This is a genomic window from Embleya sp. NPDC020886, assembly GCF_044333915.1.
Classification (GTDB): Bacteria; Actinomycetota; Actinomycetes; order Streptomycetales; family Streptomycetaceae; genus Embleya.
The window spans coordinates 140,799-162,452 of sequence record NZ_JBIRRX010000004.1 but is presented as its reverse complement, the minus strand read 5'-3'; the positions used below and the strand labels follow the sequence as shown (position 1 = coordinate 162,452).

The 21,654-nt window shown below is 72.9% G+C and carries 19 protein-coding genes; 9 read left to right on the top strand and 10 right to left on the bottom strand.

Features of this window, described 5'->3' with window-relative positions:
* Positions 1–14 precede the first annotated feature (14 nt).
* On the bottom strand, positions 15–539 hold the full coding sequence (locus tag ACH4U8_RS15765) for a pyridoxamine 5'-phosphate oxidase family protein (protein WP_395778367.1): 525 nt from the start codon (positions 537–539) through the stop codon (positions 15–17).
* A gap of 42 nt (positions 540–581) precedes the next feature.
* Between ACH4U8_RS15765 and ACH4U8_RS15760 the strand changes: the two genes are divergently transcribed.
* The 3 genes from ACH4U8_RS15760 (at position 582) to ACH4U8_RS15750 (ending at position 5,254) form a co-directional block, all read left to right on the top strand.
* The gene (locus ACH4U8_RS15760; RefSeq protein ID WP_395778365.1) at positions 582–1,574 is read left to right on the top strand and encodes a helix-turn-helix transcriptional regulator; all 993 of its coding nucleotides are present in this window, start codon (positions 582–584) and stop codon (positions 1,572–1,574) included.
* Positions 1,575–1,908: 334 nt separating this feature from the next.
* A complete protein-coding gene (locus tag ACH4U8_RS15755) occupies positions 1,909–2,667 on the top strand; it encodes an ABC transporter ATP-binding protein (protein WP_026218223.1) in 759 nt (252 codons plus the stop codon).
* A gap of 22 nt (positions 2,668–2,689) precedes the next feature.
* Positions 2,690–5,254 (top strand): FtsX-like permease family protein, encoded by a 2,565-nt coding sequence (locus ACH4U8_RS15750; protein WP_360307545.1) that lies wholly within the window; start codon positions 2,690–2,692, stop codon positions 5,252–5,254.
* A 140-nt stretch (positions 5,255–5,394) separates the two neighbouring features.
* On the opposite strand, the gene ACH4U8_RS15745 is transcribed toward ACH4U8_RS15750, so the two are convergent.
* Positions 5,395–6,162, bottom strand: a complete 768-nt coding sequence (locus ACH4U8_RS15745; RefSeq protein WP_395778363.1) for an endonuclease V — start codon at positions 6,160–6,162, stop codon at positions 5,395–5,397.
* Positions 6,122–7,279 carry an acetamidase/formamidase family protein gene (locus ACH4U8_RS15740; RefSeq protein ID WP_395778361.1) on the bottom strand — a complete coding sequence of 386 codons (1,158 nt, stop codon included), beginning with the start codon at positions 7,277–7,279 and terminating at the stop codon, positions 6,122–6,124. Before ACH4U8_RS15740 ends, ACH4U8_RS15745 begins: the two co-directional genes overlap by 41 nt.
* A gap of 203 nt (positions 7,280–7,482) precedes the next feature.
* On the opposite strand from ACH4U8_RS15740, the gene ACH4U8_RS15735 reads away from it, so the two are divergent.
* The 6 genes from ACH4U8_RS15735 to ACH4U8_RS15710 all read left to right on the top strand — a co-directional run bounded on the left by ACH4U8_RS15735 (position 7,483) and on the right by ACH4U8_RS15710 (position 12,613).
* Positions 7,483–8,655, top strand: coding sequence for an amidohydrolase family protein (locus tag ACH4U8_RS15735; RefSeq protein WP_395778359.1), 1,173 nt, complete (start codon positions 7,483–7,485; stop codon positions 8,653–8,655).
* A 180-nt stretch (positions 8,656–8,835) separates the two neighbouring features.
* A complete protein-coding gene (locus ACH4U8_RS15730; RefSeq protein ID WP_395778357.1) occupies positions 8,836–9,288 on the top strand; it encodes a hypothetical protein in 453 nt (150 codons plus the stop codon).
* Positions 9,289–9,391: 103 nt separating this feature from the next.
* A complete protein-coding gene (locus ACH4U8_RS15725) occupies positions 9,392–9,898 on the top strand; it encodes a hypothetical protein (RefSeq protein WP_395778355.1) in 507 nt (168 codons plus the stop codon).
* A 121-nt stretch (positions 9,899–10,019) separates the two neighbouring features.
* On the top strand, positions 10,020–10,403 hold the full coding sequence (locus tag ACH4U8_RS15720) for a BlaI/MecI/CopY family transcriptional regulator (RefSeq protein ID WP_360307528.1): 384 nt from the start codon (positions 10,020–10,022) through the stop codon (positions 10,401–10,403).
* A gap of 4 nt (positions 10,404–10,407) precedes the next feature.
* Entirely contained in the window at positions 10,408–11,331 is a 924-nt protein-coding gene (locus tag ACH4U8_RS15715) for a M56 family metallopeptidase (RefSeq protein WP_395778353.1), read from the top strand.
* A 406-nt stretch (positions 11,332–11,737) separates the two neighbouring features.
* Positions 11,738–12,613 carry a TauD/TfdA dioxygenase family protein gene (locus ACH4U8_RS15710; protein ID WP_395778351.1) on the top strand — a complete coding sequence of 292 codons (876 nt, stop codon included), beginning with the start codon at positions 11,738–11,740 and terminating at the stop codon, positions 12,611–12,613.
* A gap of 109 nt (positions 12,614–12,722) precedes the next feature.
* Here ACH4U8_RS15710 and ACH4U8_RS15705 read toward each other — a convergent pair whose 3' ends face one another.
* The 7 genes from ACH4U8_RS15705 to ACH4U8_RS15675 are packed head-to-tail and all read right to left on the bottom strand — an operon-like array spanning position 12,723 to position 21,527.
* Positions 12,723–13,133: a hypothetical protein gene (locus ACH4U8_RS15705; protein ID WP_360307519.1), complete on the bottom strand. Its 411-nt coding sequence runs from the start codon at positions 13,131–13,133 to the stop codon at positions 12,723–12,725.
* Between the two features lies 1 nt (position 13,134).
* Positions 13,135–15,702 carry an Hsp70 family protein gene (locus tag ACH4U8_RS15700; protein WP_360307516.1) on the bottom strand — a complete coding sequence of 856 codons (2,568 nt, stop codon included), beginning with the start codon at positions 15,700–15,702 and terminating at the stop codon, positions 13,135–13,137.
* Positions 15,699–16,445, bottom strand: coding sequence for a hypothetical protein (locus tag ACH4U8_RS15695; RefSeq protein ID WP_395778349.1), 747 nt, complete (start codon positions 16,443–16,445; stop codon positions 15,699–15,701). The genes ACH4U8_RS15700 and ACH4U8_RS15695 overlap by 4 nt, the downstream gene beginning before the upstream one ends.
* Positions 16,445–16,906: a hypothetical protein gene (locus tag ACH4U8_RS15690; protein ID WP_360307510.1), complete on the bottom strand. Its 462-nt coding sequence runs from the start codon at positions 16,904–16,906 to the stop codon at positions 16,445–16,447. The genes ACH4U8_RS15695 and ACH4U8_RS15690 overlap by 1 nt, the downstream gene beginning before the upstream one ends.
* A 5-nt stretch (positions 16,907–16,911) precedes the next feature.
* Positions 16,912–18,186 (bottom strand): hypothetical protein, encoded by a 1,275-nt coding sequence (locus ACH4U8_RS15685; protein ID WP_395778347.1) that lies wholly within the window; start codon positions 18,184–18,186, stop codon positions 16,912–16,914.
* Positions 18,179–20,179 carry an AAA family ATPase gene (locus ACH4U8_RS15680; protein WP_395778345.1) on the bottom strand — a complete coding sequence of 667 codons (2,001 nt, stop codon included), beginning with the start codon at positions 20,177–20,179 and terminating at the stop codon, positions 18,179–18,181. Before ACH4U8_RS15680 ends, ACH4U8_RS15685 begins: the two co-directional genes overlap by 8 nt.
* Positions 20,180–20,228: 49 nt before the next feature.
* Positions 20,229–21,527 carry a hypothetical protein gene (locus tag ACH4U8_RS15675; protein WP_395778343.1) on the bottom strand — a complete coding sequence of 433 codons (1,299 nt, stop codon included), beginning with the start codon at positions 21,525–21,527 and terminating at the stop codon, positions 20,229–20,231.
* Positions 21,528–21,654 lie beyond the last annotated feature (127 nt).

Sequence of the window (21,654 nt, the reverse complement as noted above, 5' to 3'; positions counted from 1 at the left end):
GCATGAGGCCAACCTCAGTGCGCGTCGCGCACAGGTGCGTCCAAAGGATCGTTCCCCCGCCGAATCGTGCGCACGGAAGCCCCCGGCCGCCAGACCCGAATCACCATCTCGTCCCCGTCGATCCCCATCCGACTCACCTCCTCCAGCTCCGCCCGAAACAGGTGAAACGGCTCCGGCGGCTTCGTCTCGACCACATACCGCCCCTTCACCGCGTCGTCCACGACCTCGACCGCCCGCCCACTCACCCGCACGTCGCCATGCAGCATCTCCGCCCCCTCCCCCGGGTTGGCGAAGATCGAAAACCGCGGATCGCGCAGCAGATCCCGCGCCTTCAACGACGACGGCATCATGCCGAGCCACAGCTCCCCGAACCGGAAGTCCACCTCCAGCCCGCTCAACCGAGGCGCCCCGTCGCGCCGCACCGTGCCCAGCACATGGTGCTTGTACATCCCGAATCGCTCACGCACCGTCGCCGCGAACTCCGGCTCGACCTTCTCGAACTCCGCCCAACTCGTCATACACCGATGCTGCACCGCCATCCCTGACAACCGTTGGCAAGGATTCCGAGTTATTTTCGAGTCATGCGATCCGGCCGACTGGTGGCGCTCCTGCTCCACCTGCAGAACCGACCCGGCGGGGCGACCGCCGCCGAACTGGCGACCGAGTTGGAGGTCTCGGTCCGCACCGTCTACCGCGACGTCGCCGCGCTCCAGTTCTCCGGCGTACCGCTGTGGACCGAGACCGGGCCGCACGGCGGGATCCGGCTGGTCGAGGGGTGGCGGACCAGGCTGGACGGGCTCACCGGGGACGAGGCCGCGGCACTGTTCCTGTCCGGCGCACCGCACGCCGCCGACGCGTTGGGCCTGGACACCGTGCTCGTCGCGGCGCAGACCAAGGTGATGGCCACGCTGCCCGCCGACCTGCGCACCCGCGCGGGTCGGGTCCGGCAGCGCTTCCACCTGGACGCGCCGGGCTGGTTCCAGCGGGACGAGGACGTCCCGTGCCTGACCGAGATCGCGAGCGCGGTGTGGACCGGTCGCCGACTGGACCTGCGCTACGCGCGCCGCGATCGCGAGGTGACCCGCAGGCTGGACCCGCTCGGCCTCGTGCTCAAGGCCGGCGTCTGGTACCTGGTCGCCCGTCACCGCGCCGACATCCGCAGCTACCGGATGTCCCGGGTGGTGGCCGCGACCGCCCGGCCGGAGCGCTTCGAGCGTCCCGACGGCTTCGATCTCGGCGCGTGGTGGGCGCACAGCAACGACGACTTCGCCCGCTCCCTGCTGCGGTCGGCCTGCGTGATCCGGGTGTCGCCGTTCGGATTGGGGCAATTGCCCCGGGTGTTCGGCCCGGTGGTCGCCGCGGACGCCCTCGCCTCGGCCGGGCCGCCGGATCCCACCGGTTGGCGCGAACTGCGACTGCGCACCGAATCCGAGGAGGTCGCGGCGGGCCAACTGGTCGCATTGGGACCGCACATGGAGGCCGTGTCCCCGCCGAGCCTGCGCCGCGCCCTGGCCGAGATCGGCGCGGCGATCGCGGCCCGCCACGAGGGCGCGGAAGATCCCTCGCAAGGCTGACGGCGCCCCCCTTGCGGCGTGTGTCGAGTCCGGCCACGACATTTCGGGAACCCGGGGTCGGATGCGGATCGTTGGTACGGAGCAGGTGGACGCAGCGTGACGAATCGTCGACTCCGGTCGGCGACATACCCCACCGGTACGGGCCTCCCCTAGGGGTAGGGGTCGTTCGGCGTACCCGGGGTCCTCCCTGCGTAGGACGACCGGATCTGTCCTTCGAGAGGATTCGCGAGGCCCTCCTCCCCCCTACGGTGATCGTGTGCACTGCAAATCGCGGGGCGCGCCACCGTTACCACCTCATCTGGGGGACAGACTCGTGACCACGGCCACGGCTGCCATGACCGACGCGGACTCCAGGGGCACGATCGCCGCCCGCGCGCAGCAGCTCACCAAGGCGTACGGCGAAGGCGAGACCCGAGTCGTCGCTCTCGACAGCGTGGATGTCCAGATCGGTCGCGGTCAGTTCACCGCGATCATGGGCCCCTCCGGCTCCGGCAAGTCGACCCTGATGCACTGCCTCGCCGGCCTCGACTCGGTGAGCAGCGGCAAGAGCTGGATCGGCGACACCGAGATCACCGGCCTGAAGGACAAGGCACTCACCAAGCTCCGCCGCGACAACATCGGCTTCATCTTCCAGGCGTTCAACCTGCTCCCGACGCTGACCGCGCTGGAGAACATCACGCTGCCGATGGACATCGCGGGCCGCAAGCCGGACAAGGCCTGGCTGGACACCGTGATCGAGACCGTCGGCCTGCGCGACCGGCTCAAGCACCGCCCGAGCGAGCTCTCCGGTGGTCAGCAGCAGCGTGTCGCGTGTGCCCGCGCGCTGGCCAGCCGGCCGGAGATCATCTTCGGCGACGAGCCGACCGGCAACCTCGACTCGCGCTCCGGCGCCGAGGTGCTGGCCTTCCTGCGGCGCAGTGTCAACGAGCTCGGTCAGACCATCGTGATGGTCACCCACGACCCGAACGCCGCGTCCTACGCAGACCGGGTCCTGTTCCTGGCAGACGGTCGAATCGTCGACGAGATGCTGCGTCCCACGTCCGACGCCGTCCTGGAGCGCATGAAGCGCTTCGACGGCGCCCGGACCAGCTGAAACAGGCGGAGAGCCCCCCACCATGTTGAAAGCCACGTTCCGCAGTTTCCTCGCCCACAAGGGGCGAATGGTGCTGTCCGCCCTGGCAGTGCTGCTGTCGGTCGCGTTCGTCTCCGGCACCCTGGTATTCACCGACACGATCACCAAGACCTTCGACGACCTGTTCAAATCCACCGCGTCGGACGTCTCGGTCAAGCCCAAGTCCGAGTTCGACAAGGACGACCTCGCGATCACGGGGGAGACGCCCACACTGCAGCGATCGGTGATCGACAAGATCGCCAAGGTCGACGGCGTCAAGGAAGCGCACGGCAACGTCAGCCTCGAGTCGCTCACCGTGGTCGACAAGCACAACAAGTCGGTGGGCCCGTCCTCGGGTGCCCCGACCATCGCCACGAACTGGTTCGAGACCGACCGCACGCCGGTCAAGATCACCAGCGGTGCCGCGCCCAAGGGCCCGGCCGAGGTGATGATCGACGCCGACACGGCGGACAAGAAGCACGTCAAGATCGGTGACGAGCTGCGGGTGATCGCGCCGAACGGCGAGTTCCCGGTCAAGGTCAGCGGCATCGTCACCTTCACCACCACCAACCCCGGTGCGGCGCTGCTCTCGTTCGACAACGCGAGCGCGTCGCAGCGACTTCTCGGGGACGCGAACCTGGTCACCTCGGTGTCGGTGTCCGCCGCCCAGGGGGTCAGCGACAAGGACCTCAAGCTGCGCGTGCAGCAACTGCTCAACGACCCGAAGACCTTCGAGGTGCAGACGGCCGCGGAGTCCGCCAAGGACGCCAACGACCAGTTGAGCGGCTTCCTGAACGTGATGAAGTACGCGATGCTCGGCTTCGCCGGTGTCGCCGTGCTGGTCGGCATCTTCCTGATCTTCAACACCTTCTCGATGCTGGTCGCCCAGCGCACCCGCGAGTTGGGCCTGATGCGGGCGATCGGGGCGAGCCGGGCGGACGTGAACCGCTCGGTGCTGCTGGAGGCGGTCCTGCTGGGCGTGGTCGGCTCGACGCTCGGTCTGCTGGCCGGTCTCGGTCTGGCCGTCGGGCTCAAGGCGCTGATCAGCGCGGTCGGGATCAACCTCAAGGGCACGTCCCTGGTGATCAAGACCGCGACCCCGATCGTGGCCTACCTGGTCGGCGTGATCGTCACCGTGATCGCCGCGTACGTGCCGGCCCGTCGCGCGGGCCGGGTCGCCCCGATGGCGGCGCTGCGCGAGGCGGGTGCGCCGCCGCAGAAGTCGATCAAGACCCGCTCGATCATCGGCGCGGTGTTGTTCGGCCTGGGGGCACTCGCGCTGGTCGCGGGGGCCACCGCGGAGAACGGCGGCCAGGGCGGCGGATTCCTGGGCCTGGGCGTGCTGTTCACGCTGCTCGGCTTCATCGTGTTGGCGCCGCTGCTGGCCCGCACGGTGGTCCCGGCGCTGGCGTCCTGGTACCCGAAGCTGTTCGGCTCGATGGGCCGGCTCAGCCGGGAGAACGCGCTGCGCAACCCGCGCCGCACCGGCGCCACGGCGTCGGCGATCATGATCGGTGTCGCGCTGGTCAGCGGCATGGCGGTCGCGGCCTCGTCGATGTCGGCCTCGTTCGACAAGCAGATCGACAAGTCCCTGGGCGCCGACTACACCATCCAGTCGCTGACCGGAACCTTCCCCGAGACCATCGTCCAGGCGGCGCGCAAGACTCCCGGCGTCGGCGAGGTGGTCGCGCAGACCCTGAGCAACGCGACGGTCACCGCGGACGGCAAGTCCAAGAAGGACTTCATCCTCGGCTCGGAGCCGGGCATGGACGCCACGCTCAAGACCACCTACCTCCAGGGCAGCGGGGACGCGGCCATCGCGGCGGGCAAGGCGGCCATCGGCGAGGACTTCGCCAAGGACCACCACCTCGGCATCGGCGGCAAGATCGAGATCGGCTTCCCGAACGGGCAGAAGACCACGGTCGAGGTCGGCGCGATCCGCAAGAAGTCCGACGATGTCATCGGTGTGGGCGAAACGCTCGTGATCCCGAACACGATCATGAAGAAGTTCGTCCCGAACGTGCAGTACCAGAGCGTGAGTGTCAACGCGGCGAGCGGTCAGGACGAGAAGAAGGTCGGCGCGGCGCTCAAGGCGGCGCTCGATCCCTTCCCGCAGGTCAAGGCCCGTGACCAGAGCGACTACAAGGAACTGATCGGCAAGCAGATCGACACGTTCCTGTACCTGATCTACGGTCTGCTCGGCCTGGCGATCATCATCTCGATCCTGGGCGTGATCAACACGCTGGCGCTGTCGGTGGTCGAGCGCACCAGGGAGATCGGCCTGATGCGGGCGATCGGCGCCTCGCGCCGGCAGATCCGCCGGATGATCCGCCTGGAGTCGATGGTCATCGCGACCTTCGGCGCCCTGGTCGGGCTCGCGCTCGGCATGGCATGGGGCATCGGCGCCCAGCGCCTGCTGGCCAAGCAGGGTCTGGACGTCCTGGAGGTCCCGTGGGGCACGGTCATCGGCATCGTGATCGCCGCGGCGGTGGTCGGCCTGCTGGCCGCCGTGATGCCCGCCTTCCGGGCGGCGCGGATGAACGTCCTGCGGGCGATCGCGACCGACTGATCCACCTCGAGTGACGCACCCATGAAGCAGCCGGCTCCCCATCCTCCCCCCTTGGGGAGCCGGTGACCGAAGAGCCCCCGAACCACCTTGCGCAGGTGGTTCGGGGGCTCTTTCGCGTACGGGGGCCGGGTTCGGGCGGGCTACGCGCCGGCGGTCTCCCGGTGGGTCTTCAACGCCCGGCGGCAGACCTGGTCCGCCTGGCGGGTGGTTTCCGGGAGGCGGTAGCGCGGGGTGAGGGCCAGCACGTGCGCACACGCCGTGTCCAGGTCGACGCCGTGGCCGATGGACACGAACACCGGCCTGATCGCCTCGCGGGTGCGCAACGCGCGCCCGACCACCTCCCCTTCGTGCACGATGTCGGCCGCGGCGCCCCGCTCGACCGCCGGCGTCTCGTACGCGCCGACGAAGAGCGTCTTGCCGACCCCGACGGCCGGCAGCCCGGTCAGCACGCCGAGGTGGCAGGCCAGGCCGAACCGGCGCGGATGGGCCAGGCCCTGCCCGTCACAGACGAGCAGGTCCGGCGTGGTGCCGAGTCGTCCGAGCGCGGCCAACAACGCCGGCACCTCCCGGAAGGCGAACAGGCCGGGCACGTACGGAAACGTCGCCACCCCGTGCACGACGGAGCGCTCCACCACCGCATGCGTGCGGGCGTCCAACACCACTACGGCGGCGGCCAGTTCGTCCGAGTCCTCGGCGTAGGCCACGTCCAACCCGGCGACGAATCGCACATCCCGAGGGCCCGGCCCGGGCCCGACGGTGTCCAACGACGGCCGCAACCGGTCCTGCACGGCCAACGCCTCGGCGACCGTCCGGGGCCAGGGCTCGGTCGCGTCGGTCGCATCGGGCGCGCGGGTCGCGTCGGGCGCGTCAGACGCGCCGGCCGCTTCGGTCGCCGAGGAAGTGCTCATCCCGGAACGCTACCGCCGCGGGTGGTGCACCGAGCCGCTCGATGTCGCCGGTCGGCACCGCCCACGCGGCGGGCCCGGGGACCGGGCGCCGGGCGGGACGTACCGCCCGCCGGCCCGGCAGCGGCACCCGGGCGTGGGCGCCGGTACGGCCGACGCCGAACTCGGCGGTGGCGCCCAGGTAGGTGCGGGCCTGATCGCGGGTCAGGCCGTGGCCGGCGACCAGCAGTTCCTCGCCCTGGGCGGTGCACCGACGCAGCGCCAGGGCCGGATCGGCGGCGATGCCCAGCGGGATCAGCGTGTCCGCCGTGCTCGCGAACGGGTGCCGCAGGTTGCCGAATCGGGTGCGGACCTGCGCGTAGGGGATCACCTCGACGCGCAGGGTCACCTTGAGCGGCCCCTCCAGCGCCGCACCGCGGCCGTGTGCCAGGCGTGGGCCGCCGAGGTGGAGCAGGGCGCCGGCGGTCCGCACCGGCAGGTGCAGGGTGGTGCCCGCGCCCAGGAACGGCAGGTCCAGGTTGCCGCCGTGCGACCCGGCCCGGGTGGACAACCGGCGCAGGCCGTCGGGGGTGGCCACGCCGAGGACCGCCAGGCTCGGGCGCAGGGGCAGGGTCAGCTCGCCGGCCGGGGTGGGGATGCGGGCGAGGCCGTCCCGGATCGGGCACACGGTGACCGGCGGGGTGCCCCGGCCCCGGCCGTGCCGCTCGGTCAGGACGCCGTAGCCGGTGCGCGGGGCCAGGTCGAGCAGGTGCACCGCGAGTACGTCGCCCGGCCGCGCGCCGGCCACCGCGATCGGGCCGGTGATCACATGCGGGCCGTCCACGACCGGATCGTGCGTGAGATCGGACGCGGCGAGCGCGTGGTGGTCGGCCGGCACCCGGTCGGCCGGGATGTGGTGCCGGCCGAAGAAGGCCGCCGGGTCGCGGCCCTGTTCGTCGAGCAGGCCCTCGTGCGACACCGTGTCCACGGTCAGCGTCTCGCCCGATTCGGCGAGCAGGACGGGCCGGTCCCGGGCGCCGGGCAGCCAACCCCACAACACGGTGCCGGGCCGGGACGGCAGGTGTCGCGGGTGCCGCCCGGGGCCCGGTACGGCGACGGGGGGCGCCTCGGTGATGGTCATGGAAACGGTTGTACGGGTGTGCCGTTGCCGGTCGGCGTCGGTCGCGTTACGTACCCGTTTCGCCCACTCGGGGTGCTCCGTAACGACGTCGAAACGCCGACGCAACAGCCCCGGGCCACAGTGGGGCGAGCGGCACGAGGATGCGGTGCGCGGCCCGCGACGGACGCAGCCGGTCCGCGCGGATTCGAGTCCAGGGGGTAGCGATGAGCGACAGGATCACCTTGTTCGGTGCCACGCTGCCGGACGGACGCAGGCGCGACGTGGTGCTGCGCAACGGTCGGATCGGCCTGGTGCGCGAGCCGGGTCGGCTGAGCCGGGAAGCCTGCGCCGGCCCGGACCTGACCGGCTACCTGCTGCTGCCGGCCCCCGCCGAGCCGCACGTCCATCTCGATCGTGCGCCGACCTGGCAGCCGGTGGGCTCGGATCCGGACGGGCGCGACGGCGCGTGGCGATCCTGGCTGCTCCGGCCCGCCCGCTATCACCCCGGCGACCTGCGGCGGCGCTCGTGCGCGGCGTTGCGCACGCTGGCCGGGCACGGGGTGAGCGCGGTGCGCACGCATCTGGACATCGGCGAGGGCCGTACACCCCTGCGCGCGGTGGAGGTGATGGTCGAACTGCGCGCCGAGTTCGATCGGGTGCTCGACCTGCAGATCGTCGCGCTCCCGGTGCCGGGGACGACGGACCGCACCATCGTGGACGCGGTGGGCGCGGGCGCGACGGCGCTCGGCGGGCGACCCGGGTACGCGCCGGACTGCCGGCAGGAGACCCGTCGGCTGTTGCGGCTCGCGGACCGGGCCGGGGTCGCGCTGGACCTGCACCTGGACGACGGCTTCGACCCTCGGCTGCTCGCGGTCGGCGACCTGGCCCGACTGCTGCGCGCGTCGGGCTTCGACCGACCGGTGACGGCCGGTCACCTGGCCGGCCTGAACCGGCTCGCGCCGTCCGCCCTCGGGCGGGTCGCCGAGACGATCGCGGCCTCCGGCATGCGGGTCGTGGCGCTGCCGTCGGAGCGTGGCGGCGGACTGCCGATCCGCGAACTGGTCGCGGCGGGCGTCACCGTCGCGGCCGGCGGCGACCACCTGCGCACCGCAGGCCATCCGATGGGCCTGGCCGACCCGTTGGCCACGGCAGCCGCCACCGGGTTGCCGCCCGCCCAGGCGTGGGCCGCGGTGTCCGAGCACGCCCGAAGCGTGCTGGGCCTGGCTCCCGGCGGCCTCGAACCGGGCGCCGCAGCCGACCTGTTCGCGATCCGCGCCTCCTCCCTCGCCGAGGCCCTGCGCACCCGCTCCCGGGACCGCATCCTGATCCGCGGCGGACGAGTGGTCGGCCGGAACGCGCCTCCTGCTCGGCAGCCCGGCGTCCCGAGGGCCGCCTAGCCGTATCGACCCGGGAGATCGACGACCCGCCCTGGACACCGGCTCCGGCCGCAGAGCGGGACCGGCGCTCGGATGCGGAAGGGAACCGTCCGGCGCCGGTCGTGCGTGCCCATCGGGGAAGGCCCGGGCGGCATCGGCTCGGGCGTTGCTCCGCACGAAGCCGCCGGCCTTGGAGTCCACGTGCACCCACGATCGGATGTGCTTCCCCTCTCGCCGCGTTCGACTCGGCGGGCCGTCTCGGTCACGCTCGGTCTGCTCATCGCGTTCATCGCCCTGGTCACGTGCCTGCACGATCCGCGACGGGAGCCCGACGAGGGTGCCATCGATGCGTATCTGCGGCAGTACGTCCGGCTGCTCAACGCGCGGGACACGGACGGCCTGCGCGGCAGGCTGCATTCGCGCGAGGCGCGTACCGACGCGGCGGTACGCGTCGCGGTGTTCGGCGGTCAGGGGTGGACCGACCTGAGGTTTTCTCGGGAGCAGCAGTTCTACGGCGTGTATCGGATCGTGTTGACCGCCGTGCGGACCGACACCGGTGCCCGGGTCGCGGTGGTCGAACACCTGGTGTGGGGCGGTGACAACACCTGGTCGCTGAGCCCGTACGTGCCGGGCGCCGGCGGGTGGTCCGGGTAAGGGACGCGCTCGGATCGGTGGGACGAACGCCAAGAGCGCGTCAACAGGGGGCCGTGCGGCCCGATTCGGGGCGAGGCTTGAAAGCGGTCGAAAGGAGGCCGCCATGTTCGCCACGATTCGTCGGGTCACCGGAATCCGCCGCACCGCCTCGATCCGCCGGGCCGACGCCCGCCGGGTCGAGGGCGATCCACAGGCCGTCGTGGTGCCGATCGCCCGGATGGACGTCGCCGCCGTCGCCGCGCTGTCCGCCGCTCGGGCGATGGCCGGTCGGGCGATCGCCGTGCATGTCACCCGGGCCGGCGAGCGGGCCGCGCGGGACGAACTGGTGGCCGCCTGGGACGCGTCCGGTGTGGATGCGCCGTTGAGCGTGGTCCACGACGAGCGTGATCGGCTCGTCGAGGCGTTGGCCACCTTCGTGCGGGGGTTGCCGGAGCGGCGGGTGGCCGTACTGCTTCCGGCCGGCGCGGCGCCGGCGCGCGGTCGGCGACACGATGTGCTGGTCGCCGCCCTGCGCGCGGAGGGCTGTGCGATCCGGGTGGAGCGCGCCGCCGCGCCGACCGGGAACGCCCCGACCGCGGGTCCGCGAAAGCCACTGGTCAGCGCGGCCTGACGCCGGCTCGGCTGCGCGCCCCCGGCGTCGCCGCGAGCCGGTGGGAGGGGTGTGCGCCGCCGATCCCGGAACACCACCGTTTAGGCTGCCGGGGCGTTGTGCCCATCCACCGGAGGCCGAAATGACCGAAAGCAGAGCAGGCGGACCGTCCGCGCGGCGTGGCCCCGGCGAGTTGGAGTCCGAGATCCTGTCGCTGCTGTGGACGTCGCCGACGGCGATGGGCGCGGGCGCGGTCCAGGAGCAGTTGTCCGGTGAGCTGGCCTACACGACGGTGGTGACCATCCTGTCCCGCCTGCACGACAAGGGTGTGCTCCAACGCGCCCGGTCGGGCCGCTCGTACGTGTACGCGCCCGTGTACGACGAGGCCGGGCTCGCCGCGCGACGGATGCGGCAGGTGCTGGACAAGGAGGGCGACCGGCAGGCGGTGCTCGCGCGGTTCGTCTCCGACCTGTCCACCGACGACGAGGCGCTGCTGCGCCGGCTGTTGGAAGAGGGCGGGTCGTAGTCGCGTGCGTTGGATCGTCTACCTGCCCCTGCTGCTGCCGATAACCTCGGTTCCCGTGGCCCGGCTCGCGGCCGACCACCTCGCGCCGCGCCGCGTGGTGGTCCTGCTCACCGCGCTGACCTGCGTGTTGGCGCTGTGCGCGACCATCAGCCTGGGTCTCCTGACCGTGGTGGGCACGGCGCAGCTCCCGGGGGTACCGCTGCCGGACCACTGGTCGGACCCGCAGGTGCGGGCCTCGATCCCCAATGTGCAGGTGATCGGCTCGTTGGCGAGCGCGGCGCTGGCCTCGGCTCTGATGTGCGTCGCGATCGTGTCGCACCGGCGGCGGCGCGCGCTCGCGGCATTGCGCGCGGGGGTCGCGACGGCCGGCGACACCGAGTTGACCGTGCTGCCGACCGGCCCGCCGACCGCGTTCGCGCTGCCGGGCCGCCGCCCTCGGATCGTGGTCTCGGCGTCGATGCTGGCCCGACTGGACGCGGACGAGCGACGGGCGCTGCTGGCCCACGAGCGGGCCCATCTGAGCGGCCGGCACGATCGGGTGCTGCTGGTGGCGACACTGGCGATGTGCGCGCATCCGCTGTTGCGGCCGATGCGCACGGCGATCGCGTACGCGCTGGAGCGCTGCGCGGACGAGGCCGCCGCGCGTGTGGTGGGCGATCGTCGAGTGGTGGCGCGCGCCGTGGGCAAGGCCGCGCTGGCCGGCCCGGTCACACCGCGCGGGGCGATGGCCGCGACCGGCGGCCCGGTCCCGCGTCGGGTGGCCGCCCTGCTCGCGCCGACCCCGGCCGACCGCTGGCCCACCCCGTGGAGTCGCCCCGGCGCCGCCACCCTGATCGCCCTCGGCGGCGCCGCCCTCTCCACCTGGGCCACCTGGGACGCCGCCATCGACCTGCACGCCATCCTCCTGACGGCCGACCACATGTTGTGACATCGCCCCGAGCGATACGCGTCCCGACGATGCGCGATGCGGGCGTGGCGATACCTGCCCGGGCCCGGTGGGCGGGGTCCGCGTGCTGGTAAACGGTTGACCGGCGCGGGTGTGTGTGGCCAGAATCCATGCCGTGGGGATCACGGGGACTACGCGGACGGCCGGCATCGCCGGTCATGTCGTCGCGTGCGTGATTCGTCGACACCGGATCACCCACCTGCCCGTCCCGCCCGGCACGCGCTGTCGCTAGGGCGTACGCCGGCCCCGGTTCGTCACCTTCGCCACACCCGTGGTCGACGGACCGTCACCATGCTCGATCGCCGATCCGCTCGGCGGTCCGCGGCCGCGTGCGCCCGCTTCGGATGACGTCTTCCTCCATCTGAAGGTCGAAAGGGACACCGCACTCATGACTGCCACCACCATCGCCGTATCGCCCGTCTCCGCCCGAATAGGGGCCGTGGTCGAGGGAGTTCGCCTGGGCGGCGACCTCGACGCGATCACCGTGGACACCATCCGCGGCGCATTGCACCGGCACAAGGTGATCTTCTTCCGCGGCCAGGACCACCTGGACGACGCGGGTCAGCTCGCGTTCGGCCGGTTGCTCGGCGAGCCGATCGGGCATCCGACCGCGTCCGCCGAGGGCGACCTGATCGTGCCGATCGACAGCGACCACGGGGTGGTCGCCGACCGTTGGCACACCGACGTCACGTTCGTGCCCGCGTATCCGCTCGCGTCCATCCTGCGCGCGGTGCGGCTGCCCGATGTGGGCGGCGACACGCTGTGGGCCAACACCGCGACCGCGTACCGGGATCTGCCCGCGCCGCTCCAGGCGTTCGCCGACTCGCTGCGTGCGGTGCACAGCAACCGGTACGACTACGCGGCGGCCGATCCGGACCGCTACTCCGAGGCGCAGAAGGACTATCGCGAGCTGTTCGAGTCGACCCTGTACGAGACCGAGCACCCGCTCGTGCGAGTGCACCCGATCACCGGCGAACGCGCGTTGCTCGTCGGGGCGTTCGTACGTCGACTGGTCGGCTTCGAGGCCGAGGACTCGACCGCGCTGATCGAGCTGTTCCAGAACCGCGTCACCCGGGTGGAGAACACCGTGCGGTGGCAGTGGCGCACGGGCGACGTGGCGATCTGGGACAACCGGGCCACCCAGCACCGGGTGATCGGCGACTTCGGCGCCACGCGACGGCTGTTGCACCGGGTCACCATCAACGGTGACGTTCCGGTGGGCGTGGACGGGAACAGCAGCCGAGTGCTGAAGCCCGCGGCGTAGGGCGGCCGGCCGCGAACGCCGACCGGGCCGAATTCGTGCCCGGCCGGCGTTCGCGCGCAGGAGCCGACCACGGCCGAGCACCGGCGTCGGCCGCGTTCGTGGTCCGTGGTCAGCCCGACTTTCGTGCCGTCGCCAGCCGTCGGCCCGCCTCGTCCAGGAGGCGACGCAGCTCGGCTTCGCGGGGTAGCGAGACCGGGAGGCGTTCGCCGTAGGGCAGGTGGGTGCGGGCCTTGTGCCACAGGCGGTTCGGGAGGGTTTTCGGGTCCTGGTGGTAGCGGACCTTGGTGAGCAGTCCGCGCGCCTCGGCGTCGGCCGGGTTCAGGGCGAGGGTGACCGCCAGGTGTTCGGCGGCGGTGTTCCACCGGCGCGCACGCGCCGCTCGCACCGCGTCGTTGAAGTGCCGGTCGGCCAACTCGACGAGGCCCGCGAGCGCGCCCAGATCGCCGCCGCACGCCGGACAGCGCTCGGTCAGGTCGGCGATCCGGCGGCGGCACAGGGGACAGGTGATCGCGAACGCCATGTCATTTCTCCAGGGAGCTCTTCGGGAGCCGCAGCCCGATGTGCGGGGAGCCCTCCCGGATCTGTTCCATCCAGCGGTCCGCGCGGGCCCGCAGCGGCATGATCCGACCTCGATAGATCTCCACGAGTCGGCGATTGCCCGCCGCCTCGTCGCGTACGTCCACCTCGGCCGCGTCCTCGGCGATGGTGTCCAGTTCGCGCAGGTAACCGTCCGCGTCCGCGCGATGGCGGCCGGCGGACGCCTGGTCCATCTCCTGGATCGAGCGGCGCAGGTACTCGACCTCCTGGAGCACCGCGACCTGGAACTCGGCGGCGGTGAACTGCTGCGGCGAACGGCCGCCGTGCAACATGCGCTCGGCCGCGTTGATCCGGTCCCGCACCGCCTCGTTGGCCAGGTGCCAGTCCATCTTGTTGCCCGCCGCGTACGCGGCCCGCCCCGTCGCCCGCAGGCCGGGGATCGCACCGCGGAAACGCTCCGCCTCGACCGGGTCGTGATCGACCAGTCGGTCGGCCAGCCGGGCCAGGAAGGCCAGGTTGTCCTCGAACTCGCCGATCGCCGGGTTCAGCGCGCTGCCCGCCGTGGTGGCCACCCGCAGGCCCTGGACCAGGGTCTCCGCCTCCAGGATCTTGTGGTGCGTCTTGCCCGGGTCGATCCGGTCCCGGACCAGCTCGGCGATCTCGGCGAGCAGCCGGTCCAGCGCCGGCCCGACCCGGATCGCGTCGGCGGCCGGGATCGCGTCCCGCTTCTCGGCCCAGCCGGTCAGCACCTGGCGGTGTCGTTCGGCCAGTTCCGGCCAGCCCGGGATCTCCCGACGCGGGATGTCGATCACCGCGCTGCCCTCCGCACCGACCTGCGGTAGCCGCGCCTCGGCCCGGATGCTCCAGCCCGCCTCGAATTCGAGCGTCACCTCGACGGTCGAGCCGACCGGCACGTCCGTGGGCAGGTCCCGGATCGAGACCTCGCCGATCGGTACCAGACCCTCGACCAGGCCGACCCGCAGGCTGGACCCCTGGGACGCGGTCTCCAACCGGAAATCGGTGCGGTAGGGCACCATCGTCCCGGCCCGGACCACCACATGCAGACCGTCCACCAACTCGACCGAGAAGTCGTGTGCGAGGACGTCGCCGGTCGCGTCGGAACGCGGCTTGCCGTCGGATTCGATCAGCAGTTGCCGGGCCTCGATCTCCCGCCCGTTCACCATCACCTGCACCGTGAAGCCGTTCTCGCCTTCGCGCAACGGCACGTCGGCGAACAGGAATCGGCCCTCGGCGTCGGCGGTCTCGCTCAGTTGCACCCGCCCGTCGTGCGAACCGAGCAGGATCTGCGCGCCCGCGGGCGAGGCCAGTTGCGGCCCGGCCAGCACCCGACCGCCGATGTCGGTCTCCGGCGGCAGCGCCTCGGGCCGGTCCAGCTCCAGGTGTCCGCTGCGGCTGGGCACGTTCGCGGCCTTGAGCGCCGCGCCCAACGCCACGCACAGGTCGGGGTTGAGCAACCGGGGCCCGCGCCCGAAGTGTTCGGTGAGCATCGTGGCCACCAGCGGGATCCGGGACGAACCGCCGACCATCACGATCTCGTCCAGGTCGGCGGCGGTCATCCCGGCCCGCAGCAGCGCCCGGTCGCAGTCGTCCAGCGTGCCGCGGATCCGGTCCGCGATCATCTCCTCGAACTCCTCGCGGCGAATCGGCAGTCCGATGTTCATCGGGGTGCCGCGCCGGTCCTCGCAGTACTGGCTGACGATCTCGGTCTCGGGATAGCGGGACAGGTCGTGCTTGGCCCCCTCGGCGACCGAGAGCAGTTGCGCCTCGACCTTTCCGTCGGCGGGGTCCTCGGTGTCGATCGCCAGGTCGTACTCGGGCAGTTGGGCCGCGATCCAGGACACGATCCGGCGGTCGAAATCGAACCCGCCCAGATAGCGGTCGCCACTGAACGAGCGGTTCTCGAAGCCCACTTCGGGGTCCCAGGTGACCACCGAGGTGTCGAACGTGCCGCCGCCGAGGTCGTAGACCAGGAACGTCTGCGGCTCGGTCAGCTCGCGGGCCCGCTCGTGGGTGTAGGCGAGGGCCGCGGCCACCGGCTCGATCAGCGTCTCGACCACCTCCAGGCCGGCCGCCTGCCCGGCCCGCGTGGTCTCGTTCTTCGCCCGGGTCTCGAAGAACGCCGGCACGGTCACGATGGCGCGCTCCACCGGCACGCCCAGGGTCTCCTCGGCCACCTGCTTGAGGTGACGCAGGATGTGCGTGGACGCCTCCAGCGGGGTCAGCCGGGCGTGGCCGGCGGTGACCACCCGGTCGGTGCCCATGTTGCGCTTGAAGAACATCGCGGGCGGCGCGCCGGGCAGTCGGGCCTTGTTCTTGGCCAACTGACCGACGATCGCCCGGCCGCTCGGGTCGATCCACACCGCCGACGGCGTGGTCGGCGAGCGGTCCGGATTGGCCACGATCAGCGAGTCGCCGACCGGCCGCAACCGGCGGGCCGCGATCAGCTCCTCCTTCCCGGGGATCTCGGCGTCGGCCGGTATGGCGATGCACGAGTTGGTCGTGCCCAGGTCGATGCCGACCACGATGCTCATCTGGTGGTACCGCCTTCGTCGTTCGCGTTCGCGTCGTTCACGTCACTCGGGTCGCTCGGGTCGTTCGGGTCGTTCGGGTCGCTCGTGGCATCGGGATGCGGCGGGGTCGGCTCGGCCGCCGTCGGGTCGGACACGTCGACCGGGTGCTCGGCGGCACCGCGCGCGTGCGCCGCGCCCTCGCGCCGAGCCGGCGTCGGCACGAAGCCCAGGACGACCTGGGCACGCCGGATCACCTCGCCGTCGTCCAGGAGTACGCCCGGCCGCAGCGTCTTGGTCACGATCATCGCGCCCTCGTCACCGCTGTCGGGCGCGTGCGCGACGTCCACCCGACGGCCCACCGCCGCGTACGGCTCGCCCACCGGGTCGTCGAATCGCACCCCGGCCCGGTCCAGCGCGGTGGCGAACCGCCGGGCGATCGAGGCGAGAATGCCCGGCACCGGCTCGCCCTCCAGGCTGCCGCGCAGCTCGTGCAGCGCGACCGCGGCGTCCGCCGCCAGGCCGGTGTACCGCTCGTGGGTCGACTCCAGCCGTTTGCGCATCTCCTCGCGGCCCGCCTCGCGTTCGCGCGCCGCCCCCCGCACCGCGTCGTACACGAGCGCGAACGGCGGGTCCAACGGGCGCTCGGGGACCGGCCGTTCGGTTTCGGTGATCGCCATCGGGTCGGCCGCGGGGTCGGCCGTGGCGTTCGCGCGATCCGCCGGTGGGTCCGCCGCGACCGAGCCCCGCTCGGGTGTCGCTGCCATCAGTGCGCCCCTTCTTCCGTCCACAACGGTACGAACTCACGCGGCGCGGGCGCCGGCACCAGGCCCGCGAGCACGCGTCGGTCGATCCCGATTCTGGCCGGGCCACTCGACTCCGGCGGGTCGGTCTCGGCGAACTCCTCGGCCAGCTCGGCCGGATCCGGTCCGGGTCGCTCGGGCCGATGGGTGAGCAATTCGGCGAGCAGCCGGCCGGCCGGGTCGGCCAGCGTCTCCTCCGCCGCGTTGACCTCGGCCGCGCTCAATACCCGTCCATGCACGGGGAAGCGGTCCGCGCTGCGGGCGATCCGCTGTCTGCGCTTGCGCACCCGGGCCTTGATCGCCGCCCGTCCGGCCAGCTCCGGATCCAGGTCCAGGATCTGAAAGACCGTGCCCCGGTAGGGATTTCGACCCGCCTGCCAGGCCCAGGGGTTCTCCCGGGCGCTCTCGTTCGCGGTGCCGCTCATCGCGCTCAACTCCATTCGGACCCGCGCGCCGACGCCAGGGACAGCACGACCCCGCGGAGCGCGTTGACGACGTCGGGCTGGTTCGCCTCCGGATCGGCGGCCACCTCGTCCGCCAGCCGGCGGGCGGTGGCCAGGTCGTCCGGCCGCACGGTGTGCAGGTTGATCAGCACCCGCGCCATGAACAGTCGACCCCACGATCCCGGCTCGGACATCGCCAGCGCCCGGCGCAGCGCGTCCCGGACGTGGCCGTCCGGCAGGCCCTGGCGTTGTCGGGCGGTGGCGGCCAGGGCCCATTCCTCGGCGGCGAGTTGTTCCACGTCGCGATACATGTTCTTGACCGCGAGGTCGCGGTCGAGTTCGAGCGCGCGCAGCAGGTGCCGGCCCGAACGCAGGGTGGCCTGTTCCAGCGCGGCGGGTTCGGTCGCCGGACCGGATTCCAGCTCGCGCACCACGATCCCGCGCCAGTACTCGTTGCGGGCCAACTCGACCGCGAACGAGCCCTCGGGCGTGCCGATCTCGTCCCAGGCCGGCAGCACCAGCCGGGCCACCCGCTCGACCAGCGGTTCGATCTTTCGGGCCCAGCCCGGCGCGGCCACCACGATCTCGATGTGCCGCCGGGCCGCGTAGAGCAGGGTCCGGGCCAGCCCGAGGTTGCCCGGGTCCACCGCGAGCCACGAGGCGAGCAGTTCGACCACCTCGTCGAAGCGGCCCTCCTCCACGTCGCGCGACGCCTCGGCCAGCACCTCGCGGACCAGGTCGGCCCGGGCACCCAGGACGGCCGAGCGCGGGAAGCCGGACTCGCGGATCAGGTCCACGTGCGAGCGGGCGCGCAGCGGATCGGGCACCCGGTGTTCGGCGGCCAGGGTCAGGTGCGGCGCGAGCAGGTCGCGGGGCAACCGCTCGCGTACCTCCTGCACGATCGCCGCCGGCACCTCGGTCCCGCCGACCGCCTCCAGGTGCTCGTGCATCCGGTCCCAGAACGCGCTGTCGTGGTAGAGCTCGGCCCAGTGCGCCAACCCCCGTTTCCAGTACGGGAACGCCCCCTCGGGATCACCGGCCGCCTCCAGGTCGTAGGCCCGCGCGTGCAGCGCCACCGCGAGGTGGTGGGTGCGCCACGAGCCGCCGCCGCTCGTCCACAGTTCCTCGGCCCGCGCGCTCCACGGTTGCGCGTCGCCGCCGCTGCCCAGGCCGGCGTAGGCGTCGCCGTCCACCGCGTCCTCGCCGACCCCGTGGGCGCGCAGCCGGGCGGCGAACGCGCGCAGCGTCGCCCGGTCAGTCATCGCCGCTCCCCACCACGAGCGTGTCCGCCGCGACCTCGACCCGGACCGAGCCGATCGGCCGACCGGCCGCGTCGCGCTCGTCGAGCAGCCGCAGGACGCCCGGCACCACCGCGTTGACGCAGCGGTTGACCCCGCGGGCGGCCTCCTCGGGTCGGCCGCGCCAGGCCACGGTGGCGATGTGGGCGGCGGCCTCGTCGCTCCAGCGCAGGTCGACGCCGATCTGCTCGCGCAGCCGGGCGGCGAGCCGGGCCAGGCCGTTCTCGGCGATGCCGCGCAATTCGGTGGGGCCGAACGGCGAGTACAGGATCACCTCGTCCACGCGGTTGAGGAACTCGGGCCGGAAGAACCCCTCCATGGTGCGGCGCAGGCGGGCACTCGCGGCCGTATTACCGGTGGAGCCCTCGGCCAGGATCGAACCGATCAGGTTGTCCACGCTGTCCACGTCGTCCTCGACCGCCTCGGCCGCCGAGTGCGTCGCGCCCAGGTTGGTGGTCAGGACGACCACCGCGTCGTGCGCCTCGCGGACGGGGCCGGCCGGATCGCTGATCCGACCCTCGTCGAGCAGCCGCAGCAGCGCGTCCAGGACCCGGGCGTCGGCCTTCTCCACCTCGTCGAACAGGAAGACCCGGCGCGGGTTGTCGCGCAGTCCGTTGGTCAACTTGCCCTCGCCGAAGCCGACGTAGCCGGGCGGTGCGCCGATGAAGTTGTTGATCGACTCGCGCGCGCTGAACTGCCCCATCTCGAAGACCAGGACGTCCTCCTCCGAGCCGTAGACGACCTGGGCGAGCAGCCGCGCGGTCATCGTCTTGCCCGACCCGCTGGGGCCGCACAACAACAGGGCCGCGCGTGGCCGGTCGTCCGGGCGGAAGCCGCGGCTCAGCGAGCGCTTGATCAGCTCGATGTGGAAGGCCAGTCGCTCGACCACGCTCTCCTGGCCGATCAGCCGGGAGCGGACCCGGCGCACCGCCTCCTCGGGGGACAGCGGTTCGGCGACCCGGGTCGGCTCGGGCTCGGCGGGTTCGCGGTAGTAGGTGTCGGCGAAGCGGCGCAGCCGGTCCAGGTCCAGGCCGATGTCGCGAAAGAAACCGGCCGCCAGCCCGCTGGGGGTGTCCAGCAGCGCGGCGAGCAGGTCGCGTTCGGTGATCGGCTCGCCCTTGTCCGGATCGCCGCCCGGTTCGGCGCGGATCGCGGCGAAGGCCGCCGCCCGGCGCAGGGTCGAGCGCAGCGACTCGTCCGGCCCGGCGGGCCCGGTGCCCGGCGCGCCGCGGCCCCGGGTGCCGGTGAGCGCGATGGTCTGTTCGCGCAGTGCCCGCACGTCGCGCCGCAGGAACAGGAACGCCTGTTCGAGCAGGCCGCCCGGGGTGGCGGCGAGCGCGTGCAGCAGCAGCGCGATACCGCAACGTTCGTGCCCGAGGCCGGCCGCCTCGGTGGCCATGATCGCCAGCACCCGGCGGGCTCCCGGGCCGAATGGGGCGGGATCGATCGACCCGTCGGCCCGCAGCACCTCGACCGCCGAGCGCGGCGCGGCCACCTCGGCCTGCCAGGCGGCCAGGTCGACCCGGCCGTAGCCGACGAGCAGGTCCACCGCGCCCACTTCCAGGCGCGGCAACAGCTCGGCGAGCAGCGCCCGTTCGTCGACGTATCCGGCGTCGGCCGCGGCCGTGAAGGCGAGCCGCAGATCGCCGGTGACCGGCAGCCCGCCCAGCAGCCCGGCCGGCCGGCCCTCGCGACCCGGCGCCGCGTCGGCTCGGTCGGCGGCCCCGCCACCGAGCAGGCCGGCCGCGAGCACGTCGGGCGGAATGCCCTGCCGATCGAACAGGCCCGCCGTGCGCCCGCCGTCGATCCGGGCCAGCGCGATCAGCGTGTGCGCGACCTCGACGGTGTCCGCGCCCAGTTCGCGCGCCACCGCGGCGGCGCCGGCGAATCGGCGGGTGGCCGCGAGCAGCGCACTGTCGAACACCTGCTCCGGCACCCCCAGGATGTCCGTGTCCACGTCGTCTCCCCCGCCTCGCTCGCCTCGCCCGCCGTCCACGTCGCGCCGTTCACGCCTCGTCGCCGTCGAGCAGTCGCTCGGCCAGGTCCGCCCGGGCCCGGGCCACCTCCGGCCTGCCCGCGCCCAGGGCGCGTACACCCGAGGCCAGTATTCGGTACGCGGCCGCCGTCGAGACGGCCCGGCCGAGTCGCCCGGCGCGCAGCTCCGCCGGCAACGACTCCACCAACGCGGCGGCCAGTTCGGGGTCGACCCGGGTGACTCGATGCAGCACCAGGCCGGGCCCCAGCGGCGTGCGCCGGGCCCAGGCCGCGCCGTGCCGCTCGAACAGGTCGCGGGCGGCGCCGGCCACCATCGCGTCGTGGTCCTCCAACGCGCCCAGCAACAGGCGCACGGGCCAGCTGTCCGGCTGCGGCCCCGCGGCGTCCTCGGCCTCGCGCAGGCCGCGCCGCAGCAGTCGGACCGCACCCATGTCGTCGCCGCGTTCCAGCAGCTCCGCCGCCGCCGACACCAGGGCCGCCGCCGAGCCGGGCCGGGTGCCGGCGGCCGGGCGGCCGTCCCGAGCCGCGACGGCGGCCCGATGCAGTTCGCCGTACTCCGCGTGGTCCGGATCCAGCATCGCCGCCTCGTACAGGAACCGGACCGCCCGGCCCGGGTCGCCGCCGGCCAACTCGCGATGCCCCTCGACGGCGAGCCGATGGGCCAGCCGCGGGGCCGCCGCGGCGCACCCCTGTTCGAAGGCGAGCCGGTAGCAGGTCCGGGCCTCGGCCTCCGCACCGCGTGCCGCCGCCCGATCGCCCAGCACACACACCCAGTCGCCGCGCCCGGTCGGCGCCCCCGGCGGCGCCACCACCGGCAACAGCCGCCACAGGTCGTGCTCGGGGTGTCGGCAGGGCTGCTCGAAGCGCTCCTCCAGGCATTCCAGCACGCGCGTGGTGGCGGCCACCCGCCAATGCCGGACCGGCGCGCGCGGGTCCAGTCCGCCGAGCACCTCCAGCAGCGCGCGTTCCAGCGGGCGCGGCCCGTCCGCCAGGGCCCGCTCCAGGGTGCCCCACGTCTCGGCGAAGCCGTTGCCCGGCTGCACCACCCACCAGCGCAGTACCGCGTCCACCGCGCGTGCGTACCGACCCTGCGGGTCGCGTGCGAGCACGTCCGCGAGCATGCGCGCGGCGGTCTGCGGCTGCCGGGCGGCGACCGCCTCGATCTGACTCTCGATCAGTCCCCGGTTGCGGGCCACCTCGGCATCGGAGGCGTTGGCCAGAAAGTCCCGCATCGCGACGAGTCGAGGCTCCACCCCGTCCTCCCGATGCGTGGCCGACCGGAATGCCCGTACCGCCCCGGCATCCGACATGGCGTCTCCCCCGCGAACACGACCGGCCCGACGGTATGGGTCGCGACGACGTACAAGCAGCACGGTACTCGGCCACACCAACGCCGGGCAGCGCACCCGGCGAACCCGTCCCCGTAACGTGATCGTC